This is a genomic window from Celeribacter litoreus (assembly GCF_020165855.1).
GTDB lineage: Bacteria > Pseudomonadota > Alphaproteobacteria > Rhodobacterales > Rhodobacteraceae > Celeribacter > Celeribacter litoreus.
Map to the genome: position 1 here is coordinate 1023390 of NZ_JAIUFY010000005.1, position 24506 is coordinate 1047895.

Genomic DNA, 24506 nt, shown 5'->3' on the forward strand with positions numbered 1-24506 from the left:
TTCGATTATTGAAACCCGATGGTTTTGTAAAGCGCGGTGAGTGTGCTCTGATGATCAAGGGGGTGTGGGTAGCTGCATGTGTGCAAAAAAAATGCAGGTTGAGCGATGTAGTGTGTTCGGTGTCGCCGAACGCAAGCGCGGACGTCCGGTCCAGATGGACGGTGAGGTCCGCGAAGGTCTGATCCTCGATGCGACACAGGCGTTGATGACGGAGCAGGGCTTTGATCAGATCACTATGGCATCGATTGCGCGGCGTGCGGGGATGTCGAAGCGGACCGTTTATGAACATTTCGACAGTCAGGAAGAACTTCTTGGCCGCGTTATCGCGCGGGTCGGGGAAAGTATTTTTGAACCACTTCCGGCTGAAATGCGTGATGCGCACATCTCAGAACGTCTTGATCGGCTGTTGACGATCAACAAGCCCCCGGGAACGGACGCTCACAAACGCGAATTCCTGCGCACTTTGATTGCGCGGGCCCAGACTTACCCGACCTTGTGCCTTGAGTTGCTAAGGAACGGGCGCGACCGTCTCAACCGGTATGTATGTCAGGAATTGGAGCGCGAGATTGAAATGGGACGCCTCACTTTGACGTCTGCTCAATGCGCGCTGGCGGCAGATCTTCTGGTTAATATGGCCTTCGATGATCCGCTCAGAAAGTTGATCGAACCCGATTTTGTTGAGCCGTCGTCCGAACAGGAAGCCGAACGCCGTGCTCTCGCCATCCGCTTGTTCCTTGATGGCTGTGCCGTGAAAATGGGCGCGCGTGCCTGAAACGCGGGCAGAGCGTTTTCTGGTGCGTGCCGCCCGTCGAAAATGCGGGCGTTCGCGCAAACACGCGCTAGTGTCTCAAAGGACCTAAAGAACGAGAAGACCCATGTGCGCCTATTCCTGCACCCTTGGTGGCGAGAGATTTCAATTCCCGAACTTGGCAGATGTGATGGCGAAAGCGACGCCCGCGCGGTCTGGCGATGCACTGGCGGGATTGATCGCGGAAAGCGATGTGCAGCGGGTCGCGGCGCAGATGGTTCTCGCCGATTTGCCGCTCAAGGTGTTTCTTGAGGAGCTGTTGATCCCCTATGAGGAGGACGAGGTTGCACGCCTGATCGTCGACAGCCATGACGCGGAGGCCTTCGCGCCCGTGTCGCACATGACAGTTGGACAGTTTCGCGACTGGCTCCTCTCGGATGCAGCGACGCCGACGGTGCTTAAGGCGCTCGCGCCCGGTCTCATGCCGGAAATGGCGGCTGCAGTCTCCAAACTGATGCGAAGCCGCGATCTCATTGCCGTGGCGCGCAAGATCACGGTCGTGACGGCGTTTCGCTCTACCCTCGGCCTTGAGGGCCGCATCGGCTCGCGGCTTCAGCCCAATCACCCCGCTGATGATCTGAAGGGCATCGTGGCCTCGACCCTCGACGGGTTGTCCTATGCGGTGGGCGATGCGGTGATCGGGATCAATCCGGCGACGGACAATATTCCGACGGCGATGACTCTATTGTCCATGCTCGACGATCTTCGGGCACGCTATGACATTCCGACGCAAAGCTGCGTGCTGACCCATGTCACCAACTCCATTGAGATCATAAATCGTGGCGCGCCGCTCGATCTCGTGTTCCAATCCGTGGCGGGGACGCAGGCCGCGAACGAGGGGTTCGGTGTCACGCTCTCGATGCTCAAAGAGGCGCATGAGGCGGCGCTGTCGCTCGGGCGCGGCACGGTTGGCACCAATGTGATGTATTTCGAAACGGGGCAGGGCAGCGCGCTCTCTGCTGACGCGCATCATGGGATCGATCAGCAAACTTTGGAAGCGCGCGCCTATGCGGTCTGCCGCGCCTATGATCCGCTGATCGTCAATACCGTGGTCGGCTTTATCGGGCCGGAATACCTCTACGACGGCAAGGAGATCATCCGCGCGGGGCTCGAAGACGTGTTCTGCGGCAAGCTTCTCGGCCTGCCGATGGGGTGTGACGTCTGTTACACGAACCACGCAGAAGCCGATCAGAACGACATGGATGTTCTGATGACGCTCCTCGCCAATGCCCGCGCGCAGTTCCTGATCGGCGTGCCGGGGGCAGATGACATCATGCTGAATTACCAGAGTCTCTCTTTCCACGACATCGCCTATCTGCGTAACTCTCTGGGCCTGAAGGCCGCGCCGGAGTTCGAGGCGTGGTTGACGTCCATGGGGCTGGTGAATGAGGCGGGCCACTTGCTCCCGAGCGGACAGGCCACCGAGAGACTTCTGGAGGCCGCACAATGAGCGATGTGGTGAAAGACAAATGGGCGGCCCTGCGTCAGGCGACGCCTGCGCGGATTGCGCTCGGGCGCACGGGGGCGGGGCTTCCGACCGGTGCGAACCTCGAATTCCAGTTTGCCCATGCCCGTGCCCGTGATGCGGTGCACTCCGCGCTGGATATGGATGCGCTTGAGGCGGAGTTGGCGCCGCTCGAAACCATCCGAGTAGCCTCTGCTGCGCCCGACCGCGCGAACTATCTGCGGCGTCCGGATTTGGGGCGCAAACTGGCGGCGGGCGAGGCGGATAAACTCAACGCGCGGCCCCTGTGTGATGTGGCCTTCGTCATTGCGGACGGGTTGTCCTCCGCGGCTGTGCAGGCCCATGCGGCCTCGGTTGTTCATGCGGCCCGCGCAAAACTTGAAGGACTGTCCTTCGGTCCTGTCGTGGTTGCCTCACAAGCGCGGGTGGCCATCGGCGACGAAATCGGTGCAGCCCTCGGCGCACGGCTTGTCGTCCTTCTGGTCGGTGAGCGCCCTGGCCTGACGGTTGCTGATAGCCTCGGAGCCTACCTGACCTATGGCCCGAAAGCAGGTGTCAAAGACAGCCAGCGCAACTGCCTCTCCAACATCCACGGCAAGGGCGGCATGTCCTACGAACAGGCAGCGGAAAAAATCGCTTGGCTGACACGTACGGCGCTTGAGCGGGGGCTCACGGGCACCGGTCTCAAAGAGGAAAGCGGCACCCTCACGCAAGAAAACGCCCCGCACATCGGCGAGGCGTAATCCATTTTAATCAGAGTGTTGCGAGGCGAAGTTACATCGTCGCCGCGACGGTCGTGAGCGCGTTGTCGACCGCATTCAGGATGCGATCAATGTCGTCTGCGGTGGAGATCAGCGCAGGCGAGAAGCACAGTGTGTTGTTGAATCCCGGCACAGAACGGTTGGTCGCGCCGATAATGACGCCCTGCTTGTCGCATTCCGCGACGACAGCGCCAACGAGTTTCTCGGAGAGCGGCTCTTTCGTCGCGCGATCCACAACGAGTTCAGCGCCACAGAAGAGGCCCTTGCCACGCGTGTCTCCGATGAGCGGGTGCTTGTCCATCAGAGCATCGAGGCCCGCCATCAGGCGATCGCCCATGACTTTGGTGTTGGCGAGGAGGTTTTCCTCTTCGATGATTTTCATGTTCTCGATTGCCGCCGCCGGACCGGCCGTGCAGCCGCCGAAAGTCGAGATGTCGCGGAAGTAGTTCATCGGGTCTTCCGGCGTGTCAGAGAACATGGAGAACACTTCGTCCGTGGTGATCATGCAAGCGATGGCGGCATAGCCGGAGGCGACGCCTTTCGCGGTGGTGATGAAGTCGGGCTTGATGCCATAGTTCTGATAGCCGAACCATTCACCCGTGCGGCCCATGCCACAGACGACTTCGTCGATGTGGAGGAGCACGTCATACTTTTTGCAGATCTCCTGCACCTTTTCCCAGTAGCCCTGCGGCGGAACGATCACGCCACCGCCAGCGGTTACGGGCTCAAGGCAAAGTGCGCCGACCGTCTCGGGGCCTTCGCGGAGAATGACCTCTTCGATGGCTTCTGCAGCGCGTTCGCCGTAGTTCTCGACATCCCACTGGGCGCGGTAGTCGAGGCAGTGGGGAACTTCGATGAAGTCAGGGGCAAACGGACCGTACTGTTGGGCGCGCTGTTGCTGGCCGCATGCGGACAGGGTGCCGATGGTTGTGCCGTGGTAATCGCGGTCGCGGAACAGGATTTTGGTCTTCTTGCCGCCATAGCGTTTGTGCGCGATCTGACGGACCATTTTGAAAGCCTTTTCATTGGCTTCCGAACCAGAGTTACAGTAGTAAACGCGGCTCAGGCCGGGGGTTTTTTCGGTCAGCATTTCAGAGAATTGCGCGCCCGGTATGGAGCCAGCGGAGCCAGCAAAGTAGTTCATCTTGATGAGCTGGTCGCGCACGGCATTGGCGATGCGCTCGCGGCCGTAGCCGACGTTCACGGTCCAGACGCCGCCGGACACAGCGTCGAGGAACTCACGCCCGTTCTGATCCCAGACAGACATGCCTTTGCCCTCCACGATGATACGCGGGTCGCGGGTTTCCAGCGCCTTGTGCTGGAACATGTGGTGCCAGACGTGGGCGCGGTCGGCCTCTACGATGGCTGAGAGATCATTGTCGTGCATGGAGTTCTCCGTAGTTCAGTTCCATGAGCAAATCATACCGCTCATAGACGGGTCTAGAGCCAGCGAATGACATTTATCGGTCCAGCGCAAGAGGTCGAATATACTGGACTCATTGTTTTGAATCTCTGGCACCTATTCGGCTGACAGGTTTCGGGCAATGCAAGGGATATGACCCAGATTGCTTCCACCTTCCCCGACTCGCAGGCCGTAACTGCGGCTTACCGCAACCTTAACCTCGTGGGGGGCAAACGTGTGCCTGTTTCTACGGGGCTAGACGTTTTGAACCCTGCGACAGGCGCGGTTCTTGGTCAGGCGGCCGCGTCGGGGGCCGAGGAAACGGGTGCCGCTGTCGCGGCGGCGAAAGAGGCCTTTCCGGCTTGGGGTGCGACACCGGCGCGGGAGCGGGGCAAGGCCGTAGCCGCGGCGGGACGTGCGCTTCTGGAGAACTTCGAACTTGTCGCGCAAGTGCTCGCACGCGAGACGGGCAAAGCGATCCGCACGGAATGCCGTGGAGAGGTCAAGACAGCCGCAGATATCCTTGAATTCTATGGCGGTTTGGGATCGGAACTCAAAGGCGAGACCATCCCGTTCAGCCCGAATATGCTCACCATGACGACGCGGGAGCCGCTCGGTGTTGTGGGGGCGATCGTGCCGTGGAACGTGCCGCTCGTGCTCATGATGCTCAAGATTGCACCAGCACTCGTGGCGGGCAATACGGTGGTGGTCAAAGCGTCGGAGGAAGCCCCGTTCGCGACCTATCTCGCCGCCGAGATTGTGATGGAATTTCTCCCCGCTGGCGTGCTCAACGTCATCAACGGCAACGGCCCCGATTGTGGCGCGGCGCTGACCGCGCATCCGGACGTGGCGAAGATCACCTTCACCGGTTCCGAAGCTGTCGGTGAAACGGTCTACAAAGCCGCCGCTGAGCGCATTGTGCCAGTCTCTTTGGAGCTTGGCGGTAAAAGCCCGATGATCGTCTGCGACGATGCCAATCTGGACAAAGCTGTGGCTGGTGCCATCTCCGGCATGCGTTTCACCCGCCAGGGACAGAGCTGCACGGCGTCCTCGCGGATTTACGTGCATGAAAGCCTCTATGAGCCGTTTCTCAAGGCGCTAACGGATGCCCTGAACGCGCTCAAAATTGGCGATCCGCTCGATGAGGAAACCGACATAGGCACCATCATCAACGCCAAACAAGCGGCCGTGGTTGACGACTACGTCGCGCAGGCGGAGGCTGCTAAGGGCGCGACTGTGATCCGCTGCGGTCAGATGCCGGAGGGGACGACGCTTTCACTTGATCTCTTCGCTTTGCCGACGCTCTTGCTCGACCTGCCGGAAGATCACCCCTGCGTTCAGAACGAGATTTTCGGGCCGGTGGCCGTTGTTCAGAAGTGGTCCGACTATGAGGACGTGATCGCAAAGGCGAACGACAGTCGCTATGGCCTGGCCGCGACGGTGTGGACGGAAACGCTCTCGACTGCTCTCGATGCGACGTCTCGGTTAAACGCGGGCTATGTGCAGGTGAACCAGAACCTGACGATCCAGCCGAACGTGTCCTATGGCGGGTTCGGTCGCTCCGGTCTCGGGAAAGAAGCCTCGCTCGAAGCCATGCTCGCGCATTTCACGCGCTCCAAGACCATCGTCATCGCGATGGACTAATCTCACGCGTCATCTGGCGCGGTTGATAGCCTCTGACAGTCGGGCGATCCCGGTCGGGATTTTCGAGACATCAATCGCGCCAAACCCCATCCGGAGCCTGTTTTGGGGTGGATTTTCACGCATGTAATGCACCGTGCCGGCCTCGATCACGACACCGAGTTCGAGGGCGGCTTTCTGGACGGACGGGGCATCTACCCCCTCAGGTAGTGCGAGCCAGATGCCTGACCCGCCCGTCGTCATCGTCACGGAGCACTCGGGAAGCTGGCGGTCGATTTCACGCAGCATCACACGCCATTTCTCCGCCATTCCACGTCTGTGCCGCCGGATATGGGCGTCGTAGTGACCTTCTGACAGAAAGAGCGCCATCGCGCGTTGCGCAAGCGCGGAGGGGTGACGATACATCAGACGGCGCAAATCCCGCAGTTCCGCAATCACCTCCCGATCCGCCGCAATGAACCCGAGGCGAATGCCGGGGAAGAGCGGTTTGGTGAGAGAGCCAACGTGGATCACGCGACCGGTGGCGTCGAGCGCCTTGAGCGTCGGGTGTTGGGCGCCGATAAAGTTGAGTTCGTGTTCGTAGTCGTCTTCGAGAATGAGAAAGTTCTGCTCATTCGCCGCCTCAATGAGCGCGAGACGTCGCTCCATCGGCATGGTGACATTGGTAGGGGACTGGTGTCCCGGGGTGACATAGACCATATCCGCGCCGTCGAGCTTTGAACGGAAATTGAGCCCCTTGCTGTCCACAGGCGCAGGCCGGACCTCGCAGCCGTGCGAGAGAAAGATATTGCGGGCATCGACATAACCGGGGTCCTCGACAACGATTGTTTTGGTGGTGTCGAGAAACAGGGTCGCGACCATCCAAATCGCATTTTGCGCACCGACGGTGATCAATAGCTCATCAGCTCCCGCACGGAACCCGCGCTGCGGGAGCACGCGGCGGGTAATCTGTTCCAAGAGAAGCGGATCGTCGCTGTCCGTCAAATCGTCAGCCCATGTGCCCACGTGCCGAGACGTGCCCGCGCGACGGAGACAGTCGCGCCAGCGCGCCACGGAAACGTCGTCCCGCGCGACCTGTCCGAAGATGAACGGATAGGGATAGCGGTGCCAGTCGTGCAGTTTCTCGATATTCACCTGTGCGGTGTAGCGCCGTGGGATGAACCGGCCGAAATCCGGTTTGGACGCCGATCCGGGCCGGTGACGCGGCGGCGCGACGTCGAGCTTTTCACGGACGAAATTCTCATCAATGAAATAGCCACGGCGCGGTTTCGCGGTGATGAACCCATCCTGATGCAACCGGTCGTAGACAATCGAAACCGTATTGCGGGAGACATTGATTGTCTTGGCAAATTCTCGCGAGGAGGGCAGGGGATCGACAGGTGAAACCGCCCCGTCAAGAATGGCTTCGATCAAGCGTTCCTGAATCTGATGCTGCAAAGAGGCGCTGTCGTCAAACGGGGTCTCGAAATAGCGTTCCAGCATGGGGCGACTCGTGCCTTTTCAACATGTTCATGTCCTGCCCCGATCACGTGCAAGGCGCGGCGACAGGTGCCACTCTATTGTGCATTTTTCCAAGTGGTCAGGGCAATCCCCTTCTGGACCTATAGTTTGGGGCCTCTGGCTCTAAATGGGCTCTTTTGCTGGCTCCTAGGCTCATTCTCATACGCAGCGTGGACATCTTTGTCAGTCCGCGGGGGCCAGCGGCTTCGCGCGTAACGTATTTTAAATATTAAAAATCACAGGGAGTGATTATGACAAACCTCACCAAACCCACCGGTCTGAAACGCCGCTCGTTCCTCAAGGGCACCGCAACGGTGCTCGGCGGTCTGGCAGCACCGGCCATCGTGAGCAAACAGGCTCTCGCCTCCTCCGGCGAGATCAATGTGATGATGTGGTCCGACTATCTTCCGGAAAGCTTTGTCACCGCGTTTGAAGGCTCCACCGGCATCAAACTGAACTTTACCGGCATCGGCTCCAACGAAGAGATCATCAATAAACTCAAAGCCACCGGTGGCGAAGGGTTCGACATCATCTCCCCGACCGTGAACCGTAACCTCCTGTGGGCTGAACTGGGCCTTCTGCAGCCGTTCGACATGTCCAAGATCGCCATTGAAAAGGTGAACCCGGCGATGGCTCTGGGTGAGGCGCACTGGAACTTCGGCGGCACCTGCTGGGTCCCGCACATCTGGGGCACCGAAGGCGTTGCATGGCGCACCGACATGTTCACCCCTGCGGGCGAGTTCCCGTCCTATTACGACATCTGGGACGACGCCAACGCCGGTAAAACCATGGGTCGCGGTCACTCCATGCTCTTGGGCCTCGGTCTCGGCATGGAACGTCTCGGCATGATGGAGCCGGGTTCCATGTGGGCGGCCTATGAGACACCGGAGAAAATGGATGAGGTCTGGAGCATGCTCGTTGAGCACGCGATCGAAAAGAAAGGCAACATCAAGCTGATCTGGAACGACGCGGACACCCAGAAAAACGGTCTCCTGAACGAAGGCGTCATCGTTGGCCAGACTTGGGACGGCCCGCCGATCGCCCTGAAAAACGAAGGTGAGCCGGTCATGTACCGTGCGCCAGTCGAAGGCGCGATGGCGTGGGTCGACGGTATGGCGATGCCGACCGGTGCCAAGAACATCGAACAGGCCTATGCCTTCATCGACGCTTGCTACAACCCCGAGTGGGCCGGTGAAGCGATCAAGACGCACGGCTACAACTCGCCGGTTCTGGGCGCTGACACCTATGGTGGCGAGATCTACGCGAAAAACTTCGCAGACGCCTATCCGGGTGAGGCCCTCGCGAACCTCAACGCATGGCCGGCAGAGGCCCCGTGGTATTCGGAAAAACGTACCGAATTCACCAACAAGTTCCTCTCTGCCTAAACACTCCTCCATCAGGCCCCGTGCACCCCGTGTGCGGGGCCTGACCTTTTGGCACCATAAAAATCAGAATCGATATGCCCGACAGATCCGTCCTCCTCGACCACATCACGATCCGCTTCGGCAATTTCACTGCCGTCGACAACGCAAATCTCAAAATTAATTCAGGCGAATTCTTTTCCTTCCTAGGGCCCTCCGGCTGCGGCAAGACGACCATGCTGCGCTGTATCTCGGGCTTCTCCGAGCCGACCGAGGGCAAGGTGCTCATCGGCGGCAAGGATATGGCCGGTGTCGGACCGAACAAACGTCCGACGGCACTGATCTTTCAACACCTCGCGTTGTTCCCGTTGATGACCGTGGCGGAGAACATTGCCTTCCCGCTGGAGGTCCGTGGTGTCTCCAAAAAAGAGCGTCGCAAGAAAGCGGATGAACTTCTTGAAATGATTGCGCTTCCGGGGATTGGTGACAAGAAGCCCGGCGAACTTTCGGGCGGTCAGAAACAGCGTGTGGCTATCGCCCGCGCACTCGCGGTGGAGCCGGATATCCTCTTGCTCGACGAACCGCTCTCCGCGCTCGATCTCAAACTGCGCCAGCATATGCGGACGGAACTTCGCGCCATTCAGAAACAGGTCGGCGTGACCTTCATCTACATCACCCACGACCAAGGCGAGGCTCTGACCATGTCCGACCGTGTGGCCGTTATGAGCCGCGGTGTGATCGAACAGGTTGGCGAACCGGACCGCATCTACAACCGTCCACGCTCTGCCTTTGTTGCGTCCTTCGTGGGGGAGAACAACGCCGTTGAGGGGATTATCAAAGGCCAGTCGGGGGAAACCGCAGCACTTGAGACCCCGATGGGCACGTTTGAAGCCCGCGTCGGCGGTGGCCGCAAATACAAGGCAGGGGACAAAGCGCTCCTGTTCGTTCGTCCCGAACAACTCATTCCCGGCGAAAGCGCGAATGCATTCCAATCCGTGCTCTCGCGTCAGGAATTCGAGGGGGCGACGAACCATGTGTTTGCTAATACCGGCGATCAGGAACTTCGCATCTCCATGGTCAACGCCGGTCTCGCAGGCAGCTTGCCGGGGCAGGGCGAAACCCTCTCCCTCGGGTTCCGGCCCCTGAACGCCACCATCCTTCCCGTCGGTCACATGGCGAGTGAAGCATGAAACATCTGAAAGCCGCCTATACGACGCTCGCCGCGCGTCACGGCATGGGGGCCGCGCTGTTCGTGGCCATTGCCGTCACGCTCTGGGTCGTCGTCTTTATCACCCTGCCGCAGCTGTCGATGCTCGACTATTCCTTCCGCTTCAACCTGCCGGTCGACCAACTCGGCACCGATGCGGACCACTACACGCTTGAGCAATACCGCAGTTTCTTCTTCAACAACGATGGCTCGATCAATACGCTCGACATCACGATCCTCGTGCGCACCTTGGTTGCGGCGCTGATCGTCACGGCGATTGACGTGATCATCTGCTACCCCATCGCCTACATCCTCGCGCATGGGGCCAACGGCGTCGCTGCCCGCCTCATGGTGATTGGTCTGATCATTCCCTACTGGATCAACGAAATTTTGCGCGCTTTTGCGTTCCGTGTGCTTTTCGGTGCTACGGGCGTTGTGAACACATGGGGGATGCAGCTCGGCCTTTGGGATGCGCCGATTGATTTCATCCGTGCCGATGTCGCGCTCTATTGCGGGTTGGCCTATGCCTATATCCTCCTGATGATCTTCCCGATCTACAACGCGGTCGAAGCGCTCGATCATACGCAGGTCGAGGCCGCGCGCGATATGGGCGCACCGCTCTGGCGCGTGCACTGGCGTGTTGTCCTGCCGATGGCCAAGCCGGGGATCGCGTCCGGTGCGACGATGGTCTTTATGCTCACCGCCGGTGCGCTGGCCGCGCCGCAGATTTTGGGCGGGCCGTCGTCCCTCTGGTTCACGCAAGTCATCTATCAGTGGTTCAATGAATCCTCGAACTGGCCGCGCGGCTCCGCCTATGCGGTCGTGCTTCTCGTGACCTGTATCTCCTTCGTCCTTCTGATGATGCGGGTGTTCAAGGTTTCTGTCGGGGAGATTGGCAAATGAACCGACACACGCTTTTCGGTGGCGCCTATGCCATCGCCTTTTTCTCCTTCCTGTTCGGCCCGCTGATCATCATGTCGATGACCGCGTTCAACTCCTCGCGCTTTCCGCGGGTGTCTCCGTGGGAGTGTTTTACGACGGGCTGGTTCAACGAGTTGTTCGGCAATGCGCGCCTTATGGAGGGCTTGCTGAACTCCGTGATCATCGGTGTGGGCGTTGTGGCGCTCGCGGTGCCAATTGGTCTCGCCGGTGCGCTCGCGCTCTCTGAACTGCCGGCTAAGCTCCGCGCTGCGCTCTATACGGTTCTGATCCTGCCGATCCTGATCCCGGGCGTTGTGCTTGGTATTTCGACCATCGTCCTTTGGGGCCAAATCTCTCGCGGGATGGGGGCGGGGTTCCTCTACAACGGTTACTTCCTCACCATCGTGGGTCAGATCACCTTTGTGTCGGCCTACGCGATGCTCGTCTTCATCGCGCGCTTGCAACGCTTTGACGCGACGCAGACCGAAGCCGCGCTCGACCTCGGCGCAACACCGGGGCAGGCGTTCCGCAAAATCCTGTTGCCGTTCATGGCGCCTGCGATTGGCTCTGCTGCGTTCATCACGCTGTTGGCGTCGTTCGAGAACTACAACACGACGGTGTTCACGGTTCTCTCGGAGAGCACATTCACCACCGCACTGGCCTCCAAAGTCCGCCACGGCACGGACCCCTCCCTGTCCGCGCTCGCGGTGATCATCATCACGATCACACTCGTGGGGGCCCTGACCAACGAGGCGCTGCAACGTCGCAAAGAGGCCGAGATGGGTGGGCGTGCCTCACGCTCTCCGCTCTATCTCAATCCGGTCACGCGGACACTCACGCACCCGGGTGTGGTCCTTGCGATCCTTGTGGCGGTGATTGGCGGGATTTCCTACGCAGGGTCGCAACATGACAGCTCTGTCTGCGAAGCCGGTGTCCTGCAAGAAAAGCTCGACCGTCAGGAAGAACTCCGCGCGGCGCAACGGGCCAAGATCGAAGCGATGGAAGCCGAGCAGGAAAAGACCCTGCCGAAGTCCAACTCCGCCTTCGGTGGCGCGTTTGGCGGTCTCGGAACGCCTGCGCCCGCGCCCGAGCCAGCGCCCAAACCGGAAAGCCCGTCCGCCTTTGGCGGCGCCTTCGGGGGCATCACGGCCCCGAAAACCGACGAATAAGAAAGGGGGCCAAATGGCCCCCTTTTTCAATCCAGCGCTGCGGTCGGCTTAGTCCGGAATGGTCCGCGCGTAGCCGTCCGTTGGCAGGTCCCGCAACTCTTTGAGCATCTCGATAAAGCCCGCAACCTGATGTTCGCAGGTGGCGACGCCTTTCTCGGCGGTGGCCAGATGCGCTTCGCCGACGGTGCCTTTCGGGTTCAGGTCTTTGGAGACCCACGCGAGGTTCACCGGACCAATCGGAGAAATCGGCGCGGTCTCGGCGGTGGAGCGGAAGTCCTCGGCCATCTCCATATCCACCAGATGCGGTTTGAAGTGGAGCATCAGCGAGGTCTCGAGGTCACCACCGTGGATGCCGTAGCTGTTCTCTTGCGCGCTATACATGCCCTCCGGCTTGCCGAAGTTGCCCCACTGGCATTTGACGACCATCATGCCTGCCTGCACGCGCAGCTCGCGGCCCAGAATGGAAATCAGATCGAGGTTCCCGCCGTGGGAGTTGACAATCACCATCTTCTTGAGACCGGCGCGCGCGACAGACAGACCGATCTCCGTCCACGCGTCGAGCGCGGTTTTGGCCGTGTAGGTCAGCGTGCCCTTGGCGTGGATGTGTTCGTTCGACTTGCCGACCGCCTGAACGGGCAGGATCAGGATGTCGACATCGTCGGGGCAGGTTGCGCGAAGTTGTGCGAGCATGCCTTCGTTGATGTAGGTATCGACGCCAACCGGCAGGTGCGGACCGTGCTGCTCTATGGCGGCCGTGGGCAGGATGACGATGGTTTTCTCGGGGTCGAAGTCGGCGAATTCCGTCGTGCGGTATTCGGCCCAATCGAAACGTCTCATTGGATTTCCTTTGGTGTGTAGGTCGCGTCCAGCCGCGACCGCAGATAATCGGCACCCGTCACAGTCGGGTATTTCGGCTCACCCGTGCCCGGGAGGGCAGAGAGCACGCTGTCCGGATTGGGGTCGAGGAAGAAGGCGATGGAGCGACGCGCCTGTTTCGGGGGCAGGACGCGGTGCGGGGTCGAAACGTAGATGTCATTGGACCAACGCATGAGGCAGTCGCCGATATTGACCACAAAGGCCCCCGGCACATGCGGCACGTCAATCCAGTCTTTCCCGCGCGGTTTCACCTGAAGCCCGCCGACGCCATCGGTCCAGAGCATGGTGACAGATCCATAGTCCGTATGCGCGCCCGCGCCGATCCCCTCGCCATCAGGCGCTGCGGGATAGGACAGGACGCGGAGTGTGGCCATCGGTTCGGTAAAGTGCGGGGCGAAGTAGCCCTTCGGCAGTTCGAGGTCCATCTCGAACGCTTCATGAAGGTCGACGGAGAGCGCAAGAATGGCGTTGTAATAGGCGAGCATCGTGTCACGAAAGCCATCGACCTCTGGCCAGATGTTGACGCCCCTGAACGGCTCTCCGGCAAGGACGCGCGGGTCGTCGGCAGGCAGGTCAAACCCGACATTGAACGCCTCTTTGCGGTCCATCAGGCCGGACGTCTCGTCAAGCGCCTCTGAGCCCTGACAGGCCCAGCCCCGATTGTGCGGGTTGTTGCGGATGTCGATTTTGGATTTTTCCGCGACAGGGAGCGCAAAGAATTCATCGCCTTTCGCGAAGACGTCTGCGATGAGGTCTTCTGAAATGCCATGGCCGGAAATCAGGAAGAACCCTGTATCGCGGCAGGCGTGGCCGAGGTCTTTGACAAAGCCCTCAACGTCATTGCCGGAGGTAAAACGTTGCCAGTCGAGAACGGGGATCTCCATCTCTTAGCCCTCCTTCGGCGCAGGGGCCGCAATGAGTTTGTCCAAACGCTTACCCACGTTCACAAGGTGCTTCGCGCGGCTTTCCGGCGTGGAGCTGTCCATGAGGTAGTGGGCGGCGAAGGCCGTCTTGCAGCGTTTTGCGAGGATGACCCGCAACCCGCGCATCAGTGTCCGCTTGCCCGGTGCGCCGACGAGGAACGTCAGCCATCGCGACGCGCCACAGGTCGTGAACACGCCGAGTTTGGTGATGTGCGTCAGGCCGGGTTTGATGTCATCCCCGTCCTTTTGCGGCATGATGAAGGCCACACCCGACACCATCGTGCGGTCGAGCCAGCCCTTTAGCATCGCAGGCAGGCCATACCACCACGTCGGATAAACGAAGATGAGGCTGTCGCACCATTCCATATCGGCGCAGTCACGCTCTACGAGCGCGCGATTTTCCGGCACATTTTCGTAAATCTCGTGATCATGCGCGGAGAGGACGGGATCGAAGCCTTCGGCATAGAGATCGCGCAGACGATACTCGACGCCTGCGGTCTCCAGCCGTTCGACCACGAGGTCGCGAATGCCGCGATTGAACGAGGTGTCGCGCGGGTGACAATAGACGACGAGGGCGCGCTTCATCAGAACGCCTCCATCGCCCGTCTCACCCGTTCGAGGTGGGCTTTGAGTTGCGGCTCTTGGTTGTTGTTCATGTCATAGAGACCGATGTATTTCTTCTTCGGCATCCCGCAGGCATACCACACAGCGCGTGTCACACATTTGCGCGGCGGGTCGCCGTTCATCATCGCGCGGAACCGCGTGCCGCCATAGGTCGTGCAGGCGTAAAGCTTTTTGATGTTCGTGAGCCCCGGACGAACGCCGCCGTCCTGAAGCTTGAAGGATACATCCGGCAGGAACACACGATCCAGAAACCCTTTGAGGATCGCGGGGTAGCCGAAGTTCCAGACGGGAAAGACCATGACGAGCGCATCTGCGGCCTGCACGCGTTCAACATATTCGCGCACAGGTTCGATGTTTTCTGGAATGTCGTGATAGGCACGACGCTCCGCCTCAGTGAGGACAGGGGAGAACCCCTCGACGTTGAGGTCGCAATCATCGACCTCCCAGCCGGATTTGGTGAGGGTCTCTACGACCACCTCATGCACTGCGGCGTTGAAGCTCTCGGGGCACGGGTGGGCGTAGAGGACCAGAACGCGTCCTTTCGAACTCATTCTGCGGTCTCCGGTTTCGGCAGGATCTTCGCGTAGGAATACATGTCGGCATAATCAAAGTCCGGCTCGTCCCATGCGATCATCTTGCCAGGGTTCAAGAGGCCCTTTGGATCAGACTCACGTTTGAAGTCGAGCTGGCGCTGGTCGGTGGACTGACGACCGCCTTCTTCGAGCGTGTAGCGGTGCGGGTTGAAGATCATGCAGTCGAGCGCCTCGTGACGGGCTACGAGATCGTTGAGCTCTTCCTTGTCTTTCGGGAAGACGATCGGGAGGCCGGCAAAGGACAGACCTGCGCCTTCGCGCATGACTTCGAGGTGCATGTAGAGATCGTCTTTGAAGGTCTCGTAGGCGTTCATGATCTTTTCAATGTCATCGCCATAGCGGACCTGAAGATAGGTCAGGTCTTTCTCGAACTTCAGTGCGCGCAGCGTGGTGTGGTTCCAGCCGTATTCATAGACCGGACCCGGGTGACGGTCCCACTGCACATCGTCAGAGCGATAGATGACCTCGCCATCTTCAAAACGGTCGAGGAGGGTTTTAAACCCGTCCATGTTGTGCGGCGCGACGATGAAGCCACAGAGGTGATCGTTCTCGGTCACGTGTGCTTTCACGCGCTGGAAGTATTTATGCGCGATCGGCGCGGCGTAGACGGAGGCCAGTTTCACGAGGATACCCGGTTCAGCCGTCAGAGCACCCGCAAACTCGGTCGCAGCGCGGAAGGTGTCGAAGCGCACGAACATTTCGACCCAGTCATAGGCCGGCGCGAGCGGCATTTCGATCTCGGTGATGATGCCGTTGGTGCCGTAGGCGTGGGACACGCGGTGGAGCTCTTCGCCGGTAAACTCATGGATTTGTGGCTCGGCTTCCATCGTCACGACGCGCAGTCGGTTGATGTTGCCGAGATCACGCAGCGCGCCCCAGTTGGCGGACCCGATGCCACCGGAACCCCCTGCGATGAAGCCGCCGAGGGAGGCTTGGGAATAGGTGGACGGAAACATGCGCAGTTCCTGACCGGATTTCTCGCGCAGCTCGTCGTCCATCTCTTTGACGATGATGCCCGGTTCGGCAACTGCATAGCCTTTGCCGATTTCCTTGATCTTGTTCATGCCGGTGAGGTGCATGACGCAGCCGCCTGCGAGGGGCATGGCCTGACCGTAGTTGCCGGTGCCGCCGCCGCGGCAGGTGACAGGCACGTCATGGGCGTAGCAGGTTTTGAGAACCTCGATCACTTCCTCTTCGGATTTCGGGTTCACGACAAAGTCGGCCTGAAGGTGATCCATCTCGGCCTTCAGGACCGGAGAATACCAGAAGAAGTCCCGCGATTTGTTGCGGATCGTTGCGGGGTTTTCGTCGATTTCCAGATGGGACAGAGCAGCCTTGGCTGCGGCGACGTTCGGTTTCATGTCGGACATGGGATTAGCTCACGATTTCATCGAGTTCAGAATAGGAGGGCAGGGTGCGGTCGATGGGATCTCCGTCCCTCAAGACCACCCGGTCAGATTGCGGGCGGGCGAATAGCTCCGTCCAGTTGCGTGCGTTACAGATGACGAGATCGGCGGGGGCGCCTTCTGTCAGTGTCGGGATGTCGAAACCGCAGGCTTTGGCGGGGTTCGACAGGAAGGCACTCACCCACGGCACCTCTGTATGGTCGAGATGGCAAATTCGCGTGGCTTCGCGCATCACTTCGATCATGTCGAGATCGCCATAGGCGTAGAACGGGTCGCGGGTGTTGTCCGAGGAGAAGGATACGTTCACACCGGCGGCGTGAAGTTCATGCGCCATGGTCACACCACGCCACCGCGGTGTGCGGCCCTTGTAACGGTCCTGCAGATACATGTTGCACATCGGCAGGGACACGACGTTGAGACCGGCCTTGGCCACGAGGCCAATAATCTCGTCTGCGGTCTCTTCGGGCATCACGGAGATGGAGCAGCAGTGGCCCACAGTGACCGTGTTCTTGAAGCCAAGCTCCAGAACCGTCTCCGCAATGGTGCGCAGGGTGTCAGAGGTCGGATCGTCCGTCTCGTCCACGTGGAAGTCCACGTCGAGATCATAGAGCATCGCGTAGTGGAAGAAATCCAGCAGACGCTCTTTGAGATCCGGCACCGGATAGGTGACGGAGCCGAGGATGTTGCCCGTGTCTGCCACGATCTTTGCCACGGCCGGGAAATCACCCTCGTCCTTGAAGACCTTGTCGATGGCGACCAAACAGGACGCCTGCAGGTCGATCTTGCCCGCCCATTTCTCTTTCATGCGCTGAACAACGCCAAAGGAGGAGGAGGCGAGGTTGTCGAGGCTGTCGATATGGGTGCGGATCGCTTTAGTCCCGTGCGCATAGGCGCAACGGAGAGCGAAATCCATCCGCGCTTCGACGTCCTTCGCGGTCCAGTTGGCATGGTCCGCGCGCACGGTTTCGAGCGCGCCCATAAAGGAGCCGTCAGGGTTCGAGGCGCGGGGCCAGATGTGGCCTTTGTCGAGATGCGTGTGCATATCAACGAAGGCCGGAAACACCATGGCCCCTTTCATATCGATTGTAGTTTCGGCCGGTTGCCCAGCGTCCGTTTTTACAATCTTGCCGTCTGCAATAGTGAGGTCAGTCGTGATGAGGTCTCCGGTTTGACCGAGTAGGCTGGCCGGAACTGTGACATTCAAAAGTGTCTTCGCGCCGCTGGGCAGAACGCAAAAGCTCATATAAGTCCTTAAGACTCCCGTTTGATCGCGCTCTCATGCCATTTGTGCAAGAGGAAGTGGCTGAGAAGCGAGGCTGCAGTAAAGATCACCACCCCTGTGGCGGCGATCAGAAGAAGGGCCGCGAACATGCGCGGAATGTTGAGGCGGTAGCCCGCTTCCAGAATGCGGAAAGCGAGGCCGGAACCGATGCCGCCGGTGCCGGCGACATATTCGGCGACCACGGCCCCGATGAGGGACAGGCCACCTGCGATGCGCAGACCACCGAGGAAGTACGGCAGAGCCGTCGGCAGTTGCAAGTAACGAAGGCGTTGCCAACGGGTTGCGCCGTAAATCTTGTAGAGATCGCGCAGGTTGTGGTCCGTCGAGTTGAGGCCGAGCGTTGTGTTCGACAGGATCGGGAAGAACGCCACGATCCACGCACAGAGCAGTAGGCCCGCGAGGCGGCTATCGACGTAGATGAAGATCAGCGGCGCGATGGAAACAACAGGCGTCACCTGTAGGATCACTGCGAAGGGGTAGAAGGACATCTCGAAATAGCGCGACTGTGTGAACAGAATCGCGAGGCCAACGCCACCGATCACGGCAACAGCAAGCGCCGCCAAGGTGATTTTGACCGTGACCCAGAGAGCGGAGGAGAGCATCCCCCAGTCCTGGATGAGGGTTTCGAGAACAAGGCCTGGTCCAGGCAGGAGATAGTGCGGAATGTTGTTCCAGACGACGATCCGGTCCCAGAAGAAGATCGCGAGCGCAATCACGAGCACGGGCAGAACCCATTTACCGATCTTCTCACGCTTTTGGGCGCGGGCGTAGCGGAGCTCTTCCTCATCGACGATTGGAGCGGTGTTGATGTCTGTCGTGCTCATGCCGAAGCCCTCGCGCCATGTTCGTTCATTGCTGCATGCAGCGCATCAGACGCCTTGCGGCATAGTTCTGCGTAATCTGCGGATGTGCGGAATTCCTCGGTGCGCGGGTAGGGCGCATCGACCGTGACCTCGGAGGACACGCGCCCCGGACGGGCCGCCATGACCACGATCCGGTCAGAGAGGAATACGGATTCAAACACCGAGTGCGTGACGAAAATCACCGTGCACTTGAGTTTTTCGCGGAGTTCCAACAGGTCGTTGTTCAACTTGTGGCGCGTGATCTCGTCGAGCGCGGCGAAAGGTTCGTCCATGAGGATCAGGCGCGGCTCGGTCACGAGAGAGCGGGCAATAGAGACGCGCATTTTCATGCCGCCGGAGAGCTCACGCGGATAACTTTTCTGGAATTTCTCCAGACCCACCATCTTGAGCGCCCACATAATTTCGTCTTGGACGTCGGCCATCGACTTGCCGCGCAGGCGGAAAGGAAGCCAGACGTTCTGTTCGACCGTAGCCCAAGGCATCAGGGTCGGTTCTTGAAAGACAACACCGAGGTCGCCGGTCTTCATGCCGCCTTCCCACGCGATTTGCCCCGAGGTCGGGCGCATCAGGCCGGAAATCAGGCGCAGGGCCGTGGATTTGCCGCAGCCGGACGGCCCCAAAAGCGAAATAAAATCGCCTTGGTTCACGGTCAGGTTCATGTCCTTCAGGGCGACAACATTGCCGTTGAAGATTTTGTCCACGCCGGACATCTCCAAGAGCTTTTCACGTTGCCCCATGGGCGGAATGGAGGAGGGAAGGGTCATGTGCGTCTTTCAGATCAGGAGGTGCGAGGGCGGCTGACCGCCCCCGCAATGCGTTTTCGGGAACCTTATTTCAGGTCCATGCCGACTTTCATGTTGGTGAACTCGGTGGTGTAGGCTGCGGAGTAATCGAGACCTGCCTCGATCACGCCAGCTTCGACCATTTTGTTGTAGAAGTCTGCGATCTTCTCGTCGGTCATTGCGCCGATGCCAAGCTCAAGCGCGTCGCCGCTATCCACGATGCCTTCGGATTTCATTTTCGAAATGGCGTAGTCGATCTTGTCCTGAGTCATGTCCGGGTTGTCGGCCATGATCATTTCGTTCGCAGCGCTGTTGTCGTTGTAGAGGTAGTTATACCAGCCGATCGCGGACCCATCGACGAAGCACTTCACGGCTTCCGGGTTTTCGTCGATCGTGTTCTGCATGGTCTCGATGGTGGTTGCGTAGGTGGAGTAACCTGCATCCGCGATCAGGAAGACGTCAGGGGTAAAGCCGCCTTCGGTTTCGATCACATACGGCTCGGAGGAGAGGTAGCCCTGCATGGACTTCATCTCATCCGCGAGGAACGGAGCCGGGTTAAAGGTGTAGGGCTCACGCTGCTCCACGGTGAAGCCGTAGGCTGCGACCATCCACTGGTAGTAGGATGCGAAGCCGTTGTCGCCGATGAGGAGCGTGGTTTTCTTCAGGTCTTCAAAGGTTTCCGCGACGCCCGGGTGTGCAATGATCACCTGCGGGTGTTTCTGGAAGGTTGCGGCCACAGCCACAACAGGGATGCCTTCTTTGGCTGCGTTGAACGCCTGAAGCAGGTCGCCGCCCATGTGGAACTGGATTTTGTCCGCCATCATCAGGGCGCGGTTGTTCACCTGCGGTCCGCCCGGTTGGATGGTCACGTCGAGGCCGCAGGCTGCGTAGGTGCCGTCTGCGACTGCTTGGTAGTAGCCGCCGTGCTCAGCCTGAGCGAGCCAGTTGGTGCCGAAGGCAACCGGTGTCAGGTCAGATGCCAGTGCGGCGGTGGAAGTCGTCGCGGCAAGGGCAAGCCCCGCGAGAACGCGTGTCGTGGTCATGTAAAGTCTCCAAGGGTGAAATTCCGACCCCCACGATATCGTTGCAGACAGGGAGCGCACGGGGGCGCGGGCACGGCGTTTCTGCACAGCGCCTGTTTGCTCAAATACAAGGCATTTTTTTGAGCATCGGGTCAAAAAATGATCAAATTGATTTGGGATCGGATGCGATATTGTGTACAAAATCCCCTTCGGCGTCGGTTCGTGTCATGCAATTTGGCGTAACTTCCCTCCGAATCTCGACAGGATGCTGATCATGAAAACTGCATTGACCCCCGATAGTATTGCCGCGCCGTTTGGTGCGTATTCCCACGGTATCGATAGTGGACCAGCAGGACGCGTGATCGTCACCTCAGGACAGCTCGGGCTCTCTCCCGATGGCACCTGCCCAGAGGGCGTGACCGCGCAGGCAGAGCAATGCTTCGCGAATATTGATGCGATCCTCAAAGAGGCGGGTGTTGGCCGTGACCAGGTTGTGCGGGTCAGCGGGTTCGTCACGAAACGTGAGGATTTCGCGACCTACATGGCCGTTCGCGACGCGTGGCTTGCGGATGTCGAGGTAAAGCCTGCCTCGACACTGCTCATCGTCACGGGGTTCACCCGTGAAGAATTTCTCGTCGAGGTCGAGGTGACCGCCGTCGCGCCGTAAGTGGCGCTACCTGTCGTTAGTCCTTTGAAATCTTGAGGCCCATCTTTTTCAGAAGCGGGTGCCATTGCTCCTGAAGCTGACGATAGCGCGCTTGGGTCTGGTCAAAGACCGAAAGCCCCTCGCGCGCGAGGTCCACATAGGCTGCACGCTCGGAAATAAGCGTCACGAGCTTGTGCCCGTTGGCTTCCACAAAATCGCCCAAGAGCTTGGTGTCCTTCCGGCGCAGATCGACACGCGACCCGATCGGGAGGATATCAATCTTGTCTTTACGGACGCGCTTGAGATCTTGCAGGTCCTTGAGGAAGGACCGGATCGCCAATTCGTCAAAGAGCGACGCCATGATTGGGGTGACGAGATAGTCTGCGTCCTTGACGAAGGGCTTCACGTCATCGGCTCCAACGCCCGCCCCACTGTCAATGATGAGCCAATCGGTCTTTTTCGGCACAGACGGCAGCGTCTCTTTCGACCAGTTCAGCACCGGAATATGTGCGGCATAGGCCGAGCGTCTCTTGCCCCACATACGCGCGGATTGTTGAGGATCAGCATCCGCAAGAGCAACCCGATGGCCGAGGGACTTGAGCGCTCCGGCCAGTGTGATCGCTGTCATCGTTTTGCCTGCACCGCCTTTGCTGTTGGCAACGAGAACAGTTTTCATCACGACCCTTTCTTGGCGTTCTTCTTCAAAAATTTCCGGATATGATCACGCAATTCGCGAGAGGCGGATGTGTCCATGTCCTCACACAATGCCACAAAGGCATCGCGATCCTCCTTCGGTAAGCGAATGATCAGACTGGCGTCTTTTTTGTTTTTCTGGCCCATGCGCGTGTCTCCTAGTGCCTATACCGCGTATATACACAATCTGGGTGCGTCAAGGCCTTGGGTCTGACTTTCCTGCCGCCGCGTCAATCGCTTGAATATTGAGGTGGATAGCTGATAGCGCTCACACGCCGCCGGAGTGAACGATCTCGTAGTAGATTTTTTCGAGCTCCTCTTTGTGCTCTGCTTCTTCATTCGCAAGGAAGGTGAAAGCCTCTTTGAGCGGTCCTTCCGGCGCCGTCGTGGCGAGTTCGGTGTATTGCTCCATCGCTGCCGTTTCGCGCATCAGGGCGTATTGGAGGACTGTCTGGTCGTCGGGGTTTTCGCCCAGATCGGGCACCTGCACGCAGTCGGAGAATTTGCCATCCGCCACGGGGCGCTGGATTTTCTCCGCCATCGCCTCGGAGACTTTCGGATCGTTCGCGAGCTTGGTGAAGAGGTCCACGTGGCCTTGTTCCTCTTCCGCAAGTTCGTCCACCAGCCATCTGATATTCTTGGAGACTTTCGGCGCAAGGGCTGCGTAAAAATCGCGGGCAACGACCTCGAACGAGGTGGCGGTGTCCATGATCTCTTTGACCGTCGTCAGGCCAGAGAGTTTTTCCTTGTTCGCTTCACTCATTGCAGCGCCTCCCGTTTTGCTGTGAGCATTCTGCTGATCGAAACCGCAACACGGTGGCCGTCCGCGACGGCGTGAATGACGTCGGGACCAGAGACCGCATCGCCCGCTGCCCAGAGCCATGGCTCGGAGGTTTGGCCGTCCGCATCAATCATGATCCGCCCACGGTTCCATTCGAGCTGTTCGGTGAGTTCCGCGCCCAAGAGCGAAATATCGGCCATCTGTCCGATGGCCTCGACGACCATACCGGCAGGATGGACCATCTCGTCGTCCTCATCGTATTTCGGGGCAAAGCGTCCCTCTGCGTCAAAGATCGCATCGACCTTCCATGTGCGCAGTCCAGTGACGGTGTCGCCATCGACCAGAATTTCCTGCGGTCCGCGCGCGGGGAAGATATCGCAGCCCTCTTCGAGCGCTTCTTCGATCTCTTCCTTATCGGCGAGGAAGCGGTCGAGTTCTTCGAGCGCGGTCACTGTCACGCCGACCTTGCCGTGTTTGATCTTTTGCAGGCGGGCCATGGAACGAGCGATATCCATCGCCACGTTGCCGCCGCCGATGACCGCGACTTGTTCGGGCACAGGAACCTCTTCGCCCGCCGTGATCCGGCGCAGCAGGTCAATCGCAGCTTCGGCTTTCTCCGAACCCGGCACGCGGGTGGAGCGGCCTTGGTGTAGGCCGATGGAAAGGACGACTGCGTCATAGGCCGTTTTCAGTTGGTCCATCGAGATTTCCTGACCCACCCGCATGTTGCAGCGGATCTCGACGCCCATGCTCTCAATGACGGAAATCTCGTGGTCCAGCACGTGGTAGGGCAGGCGGTATTCGGGAATGCCGTAGCGCATCATGCCGCCGGGTTTGTCGAGAGCTTCGAAAACCACGACCTGATGCCCTTTGCGGGCGAGATCGTAGGCGGTGGTCAGTCCCGCAGGTCCCGCACCGATAATGGCGACCGATTGACCCGTCTCCGGCACATCGGGTTTCTGGATCAGGTCGAAATAGCGCTCACGCGGCACGCTGTCTGTGATTGAGCGTTTGAGCCAGCGGATGGCGATGGCGTCGCCCTCATGCATCGCGGCGCAAGTCGTTTCGCATTTGTGGGTACAGATGCGCCCGCAAGCCTGCGAGAACGGGTTGGTCTCATAGAGAAGCTGCAAACCGCCCTCATAATCGCCGTCCCGCACTTTGGAAATGTAGTCGGGGATATCCATGTGGGCGGGGCAGGTGGCAACACACAGCCCGCATTCGACGCAGCGGTCGGCCTCGATGATGGCCTGCTCCGCCGTGAACCCATCAACGATTTCGTCAAAGTTTCCAATGCGATCCTCGGGGCAGGTTTCTCCCATCGGGGCGCGGACGGTGCCGGTCAGGCGACGCTCGTCCTCGCGTTGATAGCCCTTTGGCTCCAGGTCCCACGATTTGGCGTCCACACCAGGGACAAACCGGAACGCGTCAGGGTCGCTATCAACCCAGGTGTATTCGTTCGACATCGTGAGAGAACCGGTCATGCAGACATCGACACAGAGCGCACACCAGCAGCAGCGCCCGTAGTCGATCATCGGGCGCAGGCCCGAGTCTCCGGGACCGGCGTTCTGGCCCTCAACCGGCACCATGTCGATGGCGGCGTTCTGGCAAATCTCTTCGCAGGAGCCGCAGCCGATGCATTTGTCCATATCGTTCTGGTGAAAGCCCCGATACCGGTCCGAGGCCTCGCGGCTGAACGGGTCTTTGATCGTCACGGGATCATTGATGACATGTTTCCATGCCGTGAATGGGGAGAGAACATCGCGAAGGGACATGGGGC

The 24506-nt window shown here is 59.5% G+C and carries 24 protein-coding genes; 9 read left to right on the plus strand and 15 right to left on the minus strand.

Annotated features, from left to right (window positions below; all coding sequences use genetic code 11):
* The first annotated feature begins 91 nt into the window (after nucleotides 1-91).
* The 3 genes from LA304_RS07025 to eutC all read left to right on the plus strand — a co-directional run bounded on the left by LA304_RS07025 (nucleotide 92) and on the right by eutC (nucleotide 3016).
* The gene (locus tag LA304_RS07025; protein WP_224502395.1) at nucleotides 92-772 is read left to right on the plus strand and encodes a TetR/AcrR family transcriptional regulator; all 681 of its coding nucleotides are present in this window, start codon (nucleotides 92-94) and stop codon (nucleotides 770-772) included.
* A gap of 103 nt (nucleotides 773-875) precedes the next feature.
* Nucleotides 876-2258: an ethanolamine ammonia-lyase subunit EutB gene (locus LA304_RS07030; RefSeq protein ID WP_224502396.1), complete on the plus strand. Its 1383-nt coding sequence runs from the start codon at nucleotides 876-878 to the stop codon at nucleotides 2256-2258.
* The gene (eutC, locus tag LA304_RS07035; RefSeq protein WP_224502397.1) at nucleotides 2255-3016 is read left to right on the plus strand and encodes an ethanolamine ammonia-lyase subunit EutC; all 762 of its coding nucleotides are present in this window, start codon (nucleotides 2255-2257) and stop codon (nucleotides 3014-3016) included. The genes LA304_RS07030 and eutC overlap by 4 nt, the downstream gene beginning before the upstream one ends.
* A gap of 31 nt (nucleotides 3017-3047) precedes the next feature.
* Here eutC and LA304_RS07040 read toward each other — a convergent pair whose 3' ends face one another.
* On the minus strand, nucleotides 3048-4421 hold the full coding sequence (locus LA304_RS07040) for an aminotransferase family protein (protein ID WP_224502398.1): 1374 nt from the start codon (nucleotides 4419-4421) through the stop codon (nucleotides 3048-3050).
* A 168-nt stretch (nucleotides 4422-4589) separates the two neighbouring features.
* Between LA304_RS07040 and LA304_RS07045 the strand changes: the two genes are divergently transcribed.
* Entirely contained in the window at nucleotides 4590-6080 is a 1491-nt protein-coding gene (locus LA304_RS07045) for an aldehyde dehydrogenase family protein (RefSeq protein ID WP_224502399.1), read from the plus strand.
* A gap of 9 nt (nucleotides 6081-6089) precedes the next feature.
* Here LA304_RS07045 and LA304_RS07050 read toward each other — a convergent pair whose 3' ends face one another.
* The gene (locus LA304_RS07050) at nucleotides 6090-7559 is read right to left on the minus strand and encodes an aminotransferase-like domain-containing protein (protein WP_224502400.1); all 1470 of its coding nucleotides are present in this window, start codon (nucleotides 7557-7559) and stop codon (nucleotides 6090-6092) included.
* Between the two features lie 269 nt (nucleotides 7560-7828).
* Between LA304_RS07050 and LA304_RS07055 the strand changes: the two genes are divergently transcribed.
* The 4 genes from LA304_RS07055 to LA304_RS07070 all read left to right on the plus strand — a co-directional run bounded on the left by LA304_RS07055 (nucleotide 7829) and on the right by LA304_RS07070 (nucleotide 12235).
* Complete coding sequence (locus tag LA304_RS07055; RefSeq protein WP_224502401.1) at nucleotides 7829-8962, plus strand: extracellular solute-binding protein; 1134 nt, start codon at nucleotides 7829-7831, stop codon at nucleotides 8960-8962.
* 74 nt (nucleotides 8963-9036) lie between these two features.
* Nucleotides 9037-10128: an ABC transporter ATP-binding protein gene (locus tag LA304_RS07060; RefSeq protein ID WP_224502402.1), complete on the plus strand. Its 1092-nt coding sequence runs from the start codon at nucleotides 9037-9039 to the stop codon at nucleotides 10126-10128.
* A complete protein-coding gene (locus LA304_RS07065; protein WP_224502403.1) occupies nucleotides 10125-11048 on the plus strand; it encodes an ABC transporter permease in 924 nt (307 codons plus the stop codon). Before LA304_RS07060 ends, LA304_RS07065 begins: the two co-directional genes overlap by 4 nt.
* On the plus strand, nucleotides 11045-12235 hold the full coding sequence (locus LA304_RS07070) for an ABC transporter permease (RefSeq protein ID WP_224502404.1): 1191 nt from the start codon (nucleotides 11045-11047) through the stop codon (nucleotides 12233-12235). Before LA304_RS07065 ends, LA304_RS07070 begins: the two co-directional genes overlap by 4 nt.
* 48 nt (nucleotides 12236-12283) lie before the next feature.
* Here LA304_RS07070 and LA304_RS07075 read toward each other — a convergent pair whose 3' ends face one another.
* From LA304_RS07075 to LA304_RS07115, 9 genes are all read right to left on the minus strand, one after another.
* The gene (locus LA304_RS07075; RefSeq protein WP_224502405.1) at nucleotides 12284-13072 is read right to left on the minus strand and encodes a creatininase family protein; all 789 of its coding nucleotides are present in this window, start codon (nucleotides 13070-13072) and stop codon (nucleotides 12284-12286) included.
* On the minus strand, nucleotides 13069-13995 hold the full coding sequence (locus tag LA304_RS07080) for an isopenicillin N synthase family dioxygenase (protein WP_224502406.1): 927 nt from the start codon (nucleotides 13993-13995) through the stop codon (nucleotides 13069-13071). The genes LA304_RS07075 and LA304_RS07080 overlap by 4 nt, the downstream gene beginning before the upstream one ends.
* Before the next feature lie 3 nt (nucleotides 13996-13998).
* Complete coding sequence (locus LA304_RS07085; RefSeq protein ID WP_224502407.1) at nucleotides 13999-14619, minus strand: NAD(P)H-dependent oxidoreductase; 621 nt, start codon at nucleotides 14617-14619, stop codon at nucleotides 13999-14001.
* Nucleotides 14619-15209, minus strand: coding sequence for an NAD(P)H-dependent oxidoreductase (locus tag LA304_RS07090; protein WP_224502408.1), 591 nt, complete (start codon nucleotides 15207-15209; stop codon nucleotides 14619-14621). The genes LA304_RS07085 and LA304_RS07090 overlap by 1 nt, the downstream gene beginning before the upstream one ends.
* Entirely contained in the window at nucleotides 15206-16621 is a 1416-nt protein-coding gene (locus LA304_RS07095) for an FAD-binding oxidoreductase (protein WP_224502409.1), read from the minus strand. Before LA304_RS07095 ends, LA304_RS07090 begins: the two co-directional genes overlap by 4 nt.
* Before the next feature lie 4 nt (nucleotides 16622-16625).
* On the minus strand, nucleotides 16626-17900 hold the full coding sequence (locus LA304_RS07100; protein WP_224502410.1) for a cytosine deaminase: 1275 nt from the start codon (nucleotides 17898-17900) through the stop codon (nucleotides 16626-16628).
* Between the two features lie 8 nt (nucleotides 17901-17908).
* Nucleotides 17909-18763, minus strand: coding sequence for an ABC transporter permease (locus LA304_RS07105; RefSeq protein WP_224502411.1), 855 nt, complete (start codon nucleotides 18761-18763; stop codon nucleotides 17909-17911).
* The gene (locus tag LA304_RS07110) at nucleotides 18760-19566 is read right to left on the minus strand and encodes an ABC transporter ATP-binding protein (protein ID WP_224502412.1); all 807 of its coding nucleotides are present in this window, start codon (nucleotides 19564-19566) and stop codon (nucleotides 18760-18762) included. The genes LA304_RS07105 and LA304_RS07110 overlap by 4 nt, the downstream gene beginning before the upstream one ends.
* A 65-nt stretch (nucleotides 19567-19631) precedes the next feature.
* Nucleotides 19632-20627, minus strand: coding sequence for an ABC transporter substrate-binding protein (locus LA304_RS07115; RefSeq protein ID WP_224502413.1), 996 nt, complete (start codon nucleotides 20625-20627; stop codon nucleotides 19632-19634).
* Between the two features lie 253 nt (nucleotides 20628-20880).
* Here LA304_RS07115 and LA304_RS07120 point away from each other — a divergent pair, with 253 nt between their 5' ends.
* Nucleotides 20881-21273 (plus strand): RidA family protein, encoded by a 393-nt coding sequence (locus LA304_RS07120; RefSeq protein WP_224502414.1) that lies wholly within the window; start codon nucleotides 20881-20883, stop codon nucleotides 21271-21273.
* Nucleotides 21274-21289: 16 nt separating this feature from the next.
* Here the strand turns inward: LA304_RS07120 and LA304_RS07125 are convergent, their stop codons facing one another.
* The 4 genes from LA304_RS07125 to LA304_RS07140 all read right to left on the minus strand — a co-directional run bounded on the left by LA304_RS07125 (nucleotide 21290) and on the right by LA304_RS07140 (nucleotide 24501).
* Nucleotides 21290-21928 (minus strand): ParA family protein, encoded by a 639-nt coding sequence (locus LA304_RS07125; RefSeq protein ID WP_224502415.1) that lies wholly within the window; start codon nucleotides 21926-21928, stop codon nucleotides 21290-21292.
* Nucleotides 21928-22092 (minus strand): hypothetical protein, encoded by a 165-nt coding sequence (locus LA304_RS07130; protein ID WP_224502416.1) that lies wholly within the window; start codon nucleotides 22090-22092, stop codon nucleotides 21928-21930. Before LA304_RS07130 ends, LA304_RS07125 begins: the two co-directional genes overlap by 1 nt.
* Before the next feature lie 121 nt (nucleotides 22093-22213).
* Entirely contained in the window at nucleotides 22214-22708 is a 495-nt protein-coding gene (locus tag LA304_RS07135) for a ferritin family protein (RefSeq protein WP_224502417.1), read from the minus strand.
* Nucleotides 22705-24501: an FAD-dependent oxidoreductase gene (locus LA304_RS07140; protein WP_224502418.1), complete on the minus strand. Its 1797-nt coding sequence runs from the start codon at nucleotides 24499-24501 to the stop codon at nucleotides 22705-22707. The genes LA304_RS07135 and LA304_RS07140 overlap by 4 nt, the downstream gene beginning before the upstream one ends.
* Nucleotides 24502-24506 lie beyond the last annotated feature (5 nt).

Bases quoted from the DNA above. Each gene is read 5' to 3' on its own strand.
- eutC (WP_224502397.1), top strand. From the start codon at position 2,255: ATGAGCGATGTGGTGAAAGACAAATGGGCGGCCCTGCGTCAGGCGACG.
- LA304_RS07030 (WP_224502396.1), top strand. From the start codon at position 876: ATGTGCGCCTATTCCTGCACCCTTGGTGGCGAGAGATTTCAATTCCCG.
- LA304_RS07115 (WP_224502413.1), bottom strand. From the start codon at position 20,627: ATGACCACGACACGCGTTCTCGCGGGGCTTGCCCTTGCCGCGACGACT.
- LA304_RS07120 (WP_224502414.1), top strand. From the start codon at position 20,881: ATGAAAACTGCATTGACCCCCGATAGTATTGCCGCGCCGTTTGGTGCG.
- LA304_RS07025 (WP_224502395.1), top strand. From the start codon at position 92: ATGCAGGTTGAGCGATGTAGTGTGTTCGGTGTCGCCGAACGCAAGCGC.
- LA304_RS07100 (WP_224502410.1), bottom strand. From the start codon at position 17,900: ATGAGCTTTTGCGTTCTGCCCAGCGGCGCGAAGACACTTTTGAATGTC.
- LA304_RS07070 (WP_224502404.1), top strand. From the start codon at position 11,045: ATGAACCGACACACGCTTTTCGGTGGCGCCTATGCCATCGCCTTTTTC.
- LA304_RS07140 (WP_224502418.1), bottom strand. From the start codon at position 24,501: ATGTCCCTTCGCGATGTTCTCTCCCCATTCACGGCATGGAAACATGTC.
- LA304_RS07125 (WP_224502415.1), bottom strand. From the start codon at position 21,928: ATGAAAACTGTTCTCGTTGCCAACAGCAAAGGCGGTGCAGGCAAAACG.
- LA304_RS07065 (WP_224502403.1), top strand. From the start codon at position 10,125: ATGAAACATCTGAAAGCCGCCTATACGACGCTCGCCGCGCGTCACGGC.
- LA304_RS07135 (WP_224502417.1), bottom strand. From the start codon at position 22,708: ATGAGTGAAGCGAACAAGGAAAAACTCTCTGGCCTGACGACGGTCAAA.
- LA304_RS07040 (WP_224502398.1), bottom strand. From the start codon at position 4,421: ATGCACGACAATGATCTCTCAGCCATCGTAGAGGCCGACCGCGCCCAC.
- LA304_RS07045 (WP_224502399.1), top strand. From the start codon at position 4,590: ATGACCCAGATTGCTTCCACCTTCCCCGACTCGCAGGCCGTAACTGCG.
- LA304_RS07090 (WP_224502408.1), bottom strand. From the start codon at position 15,209: ATGAGTTCGAAAGGACGCGTTCTGGTCCTCTACGCCCACCCGTGCCCC.
- LA304_RS07130 (WP_224502416.1), bottom strand. From the start codon at position 22,092: ATGGGCCAGAAAAACAAAAAAGACGCCAGTCTGATCATTCGCTTACCG.
- LA304_RS07050 (WP_224502400.1), bottom strand. From the start codon at position 7,559: ATGCTGGAACGCTATTTCGAGACCCCGTTTGACGACAGCGCCTCTTTG.
- LA304_RS07080 (WP_224502406.1), bottom strand. From the start codon at position 13,995: ATGGAGATCCCCGTTCTCGACTGGCAACGTTTTACCTCCGGCAATGAC.
- LA304_RS07110 (WP_224502412.1), bottom strand. From the start codon at position 19,566: ATGACCCTTCCCTCCTCCATTCCGCCCATGGGGCAACGTGAAAAGCTC.
- LA304_RS07055 (WP_224502401.1), top strand. From the start codon at position 7,829: ATGACAAACCTCACCAAACCCACCGGTCTGAAACGCCGCTCGTTCCTC.
- LA304_RS07075 (WP_224502405.1), bottom strand. From the start codon at position 13,072: ATGAGACGTTTCGATTGGGCCGAATACCGCACGACGGAATTCGCCGAC.
- LA304_RS07085 (WP_224502407.1), bottom strand. From the start codon at position 14,619: ATGAAGCGCGCCCTCGTCGTCTATTGTCACCCGCGCGACACCTCGTTC.
- LA304_RS07095 (WP_224502409.1), bottom strand. From the start codon at position 16,621: ATGTCCGACATGAAACCGAACGTCGCCGCAGCCAAGGCTGCTCTGTCC.
- LA304_RS07105 (WP_224502411.1), bottom strand. From the start codon at position 18,763: ATGAGCACGACAGACATCAACACCGCTCCAATCGTCGATGAGGAAGAG.
- LA304_RS07060 (WP_224502402.1), top strand. From the start codon at position 9,037: ATGCCCGACAGATCCGTCCTCCTCGACCACATCACGATCCGCTTCGGC.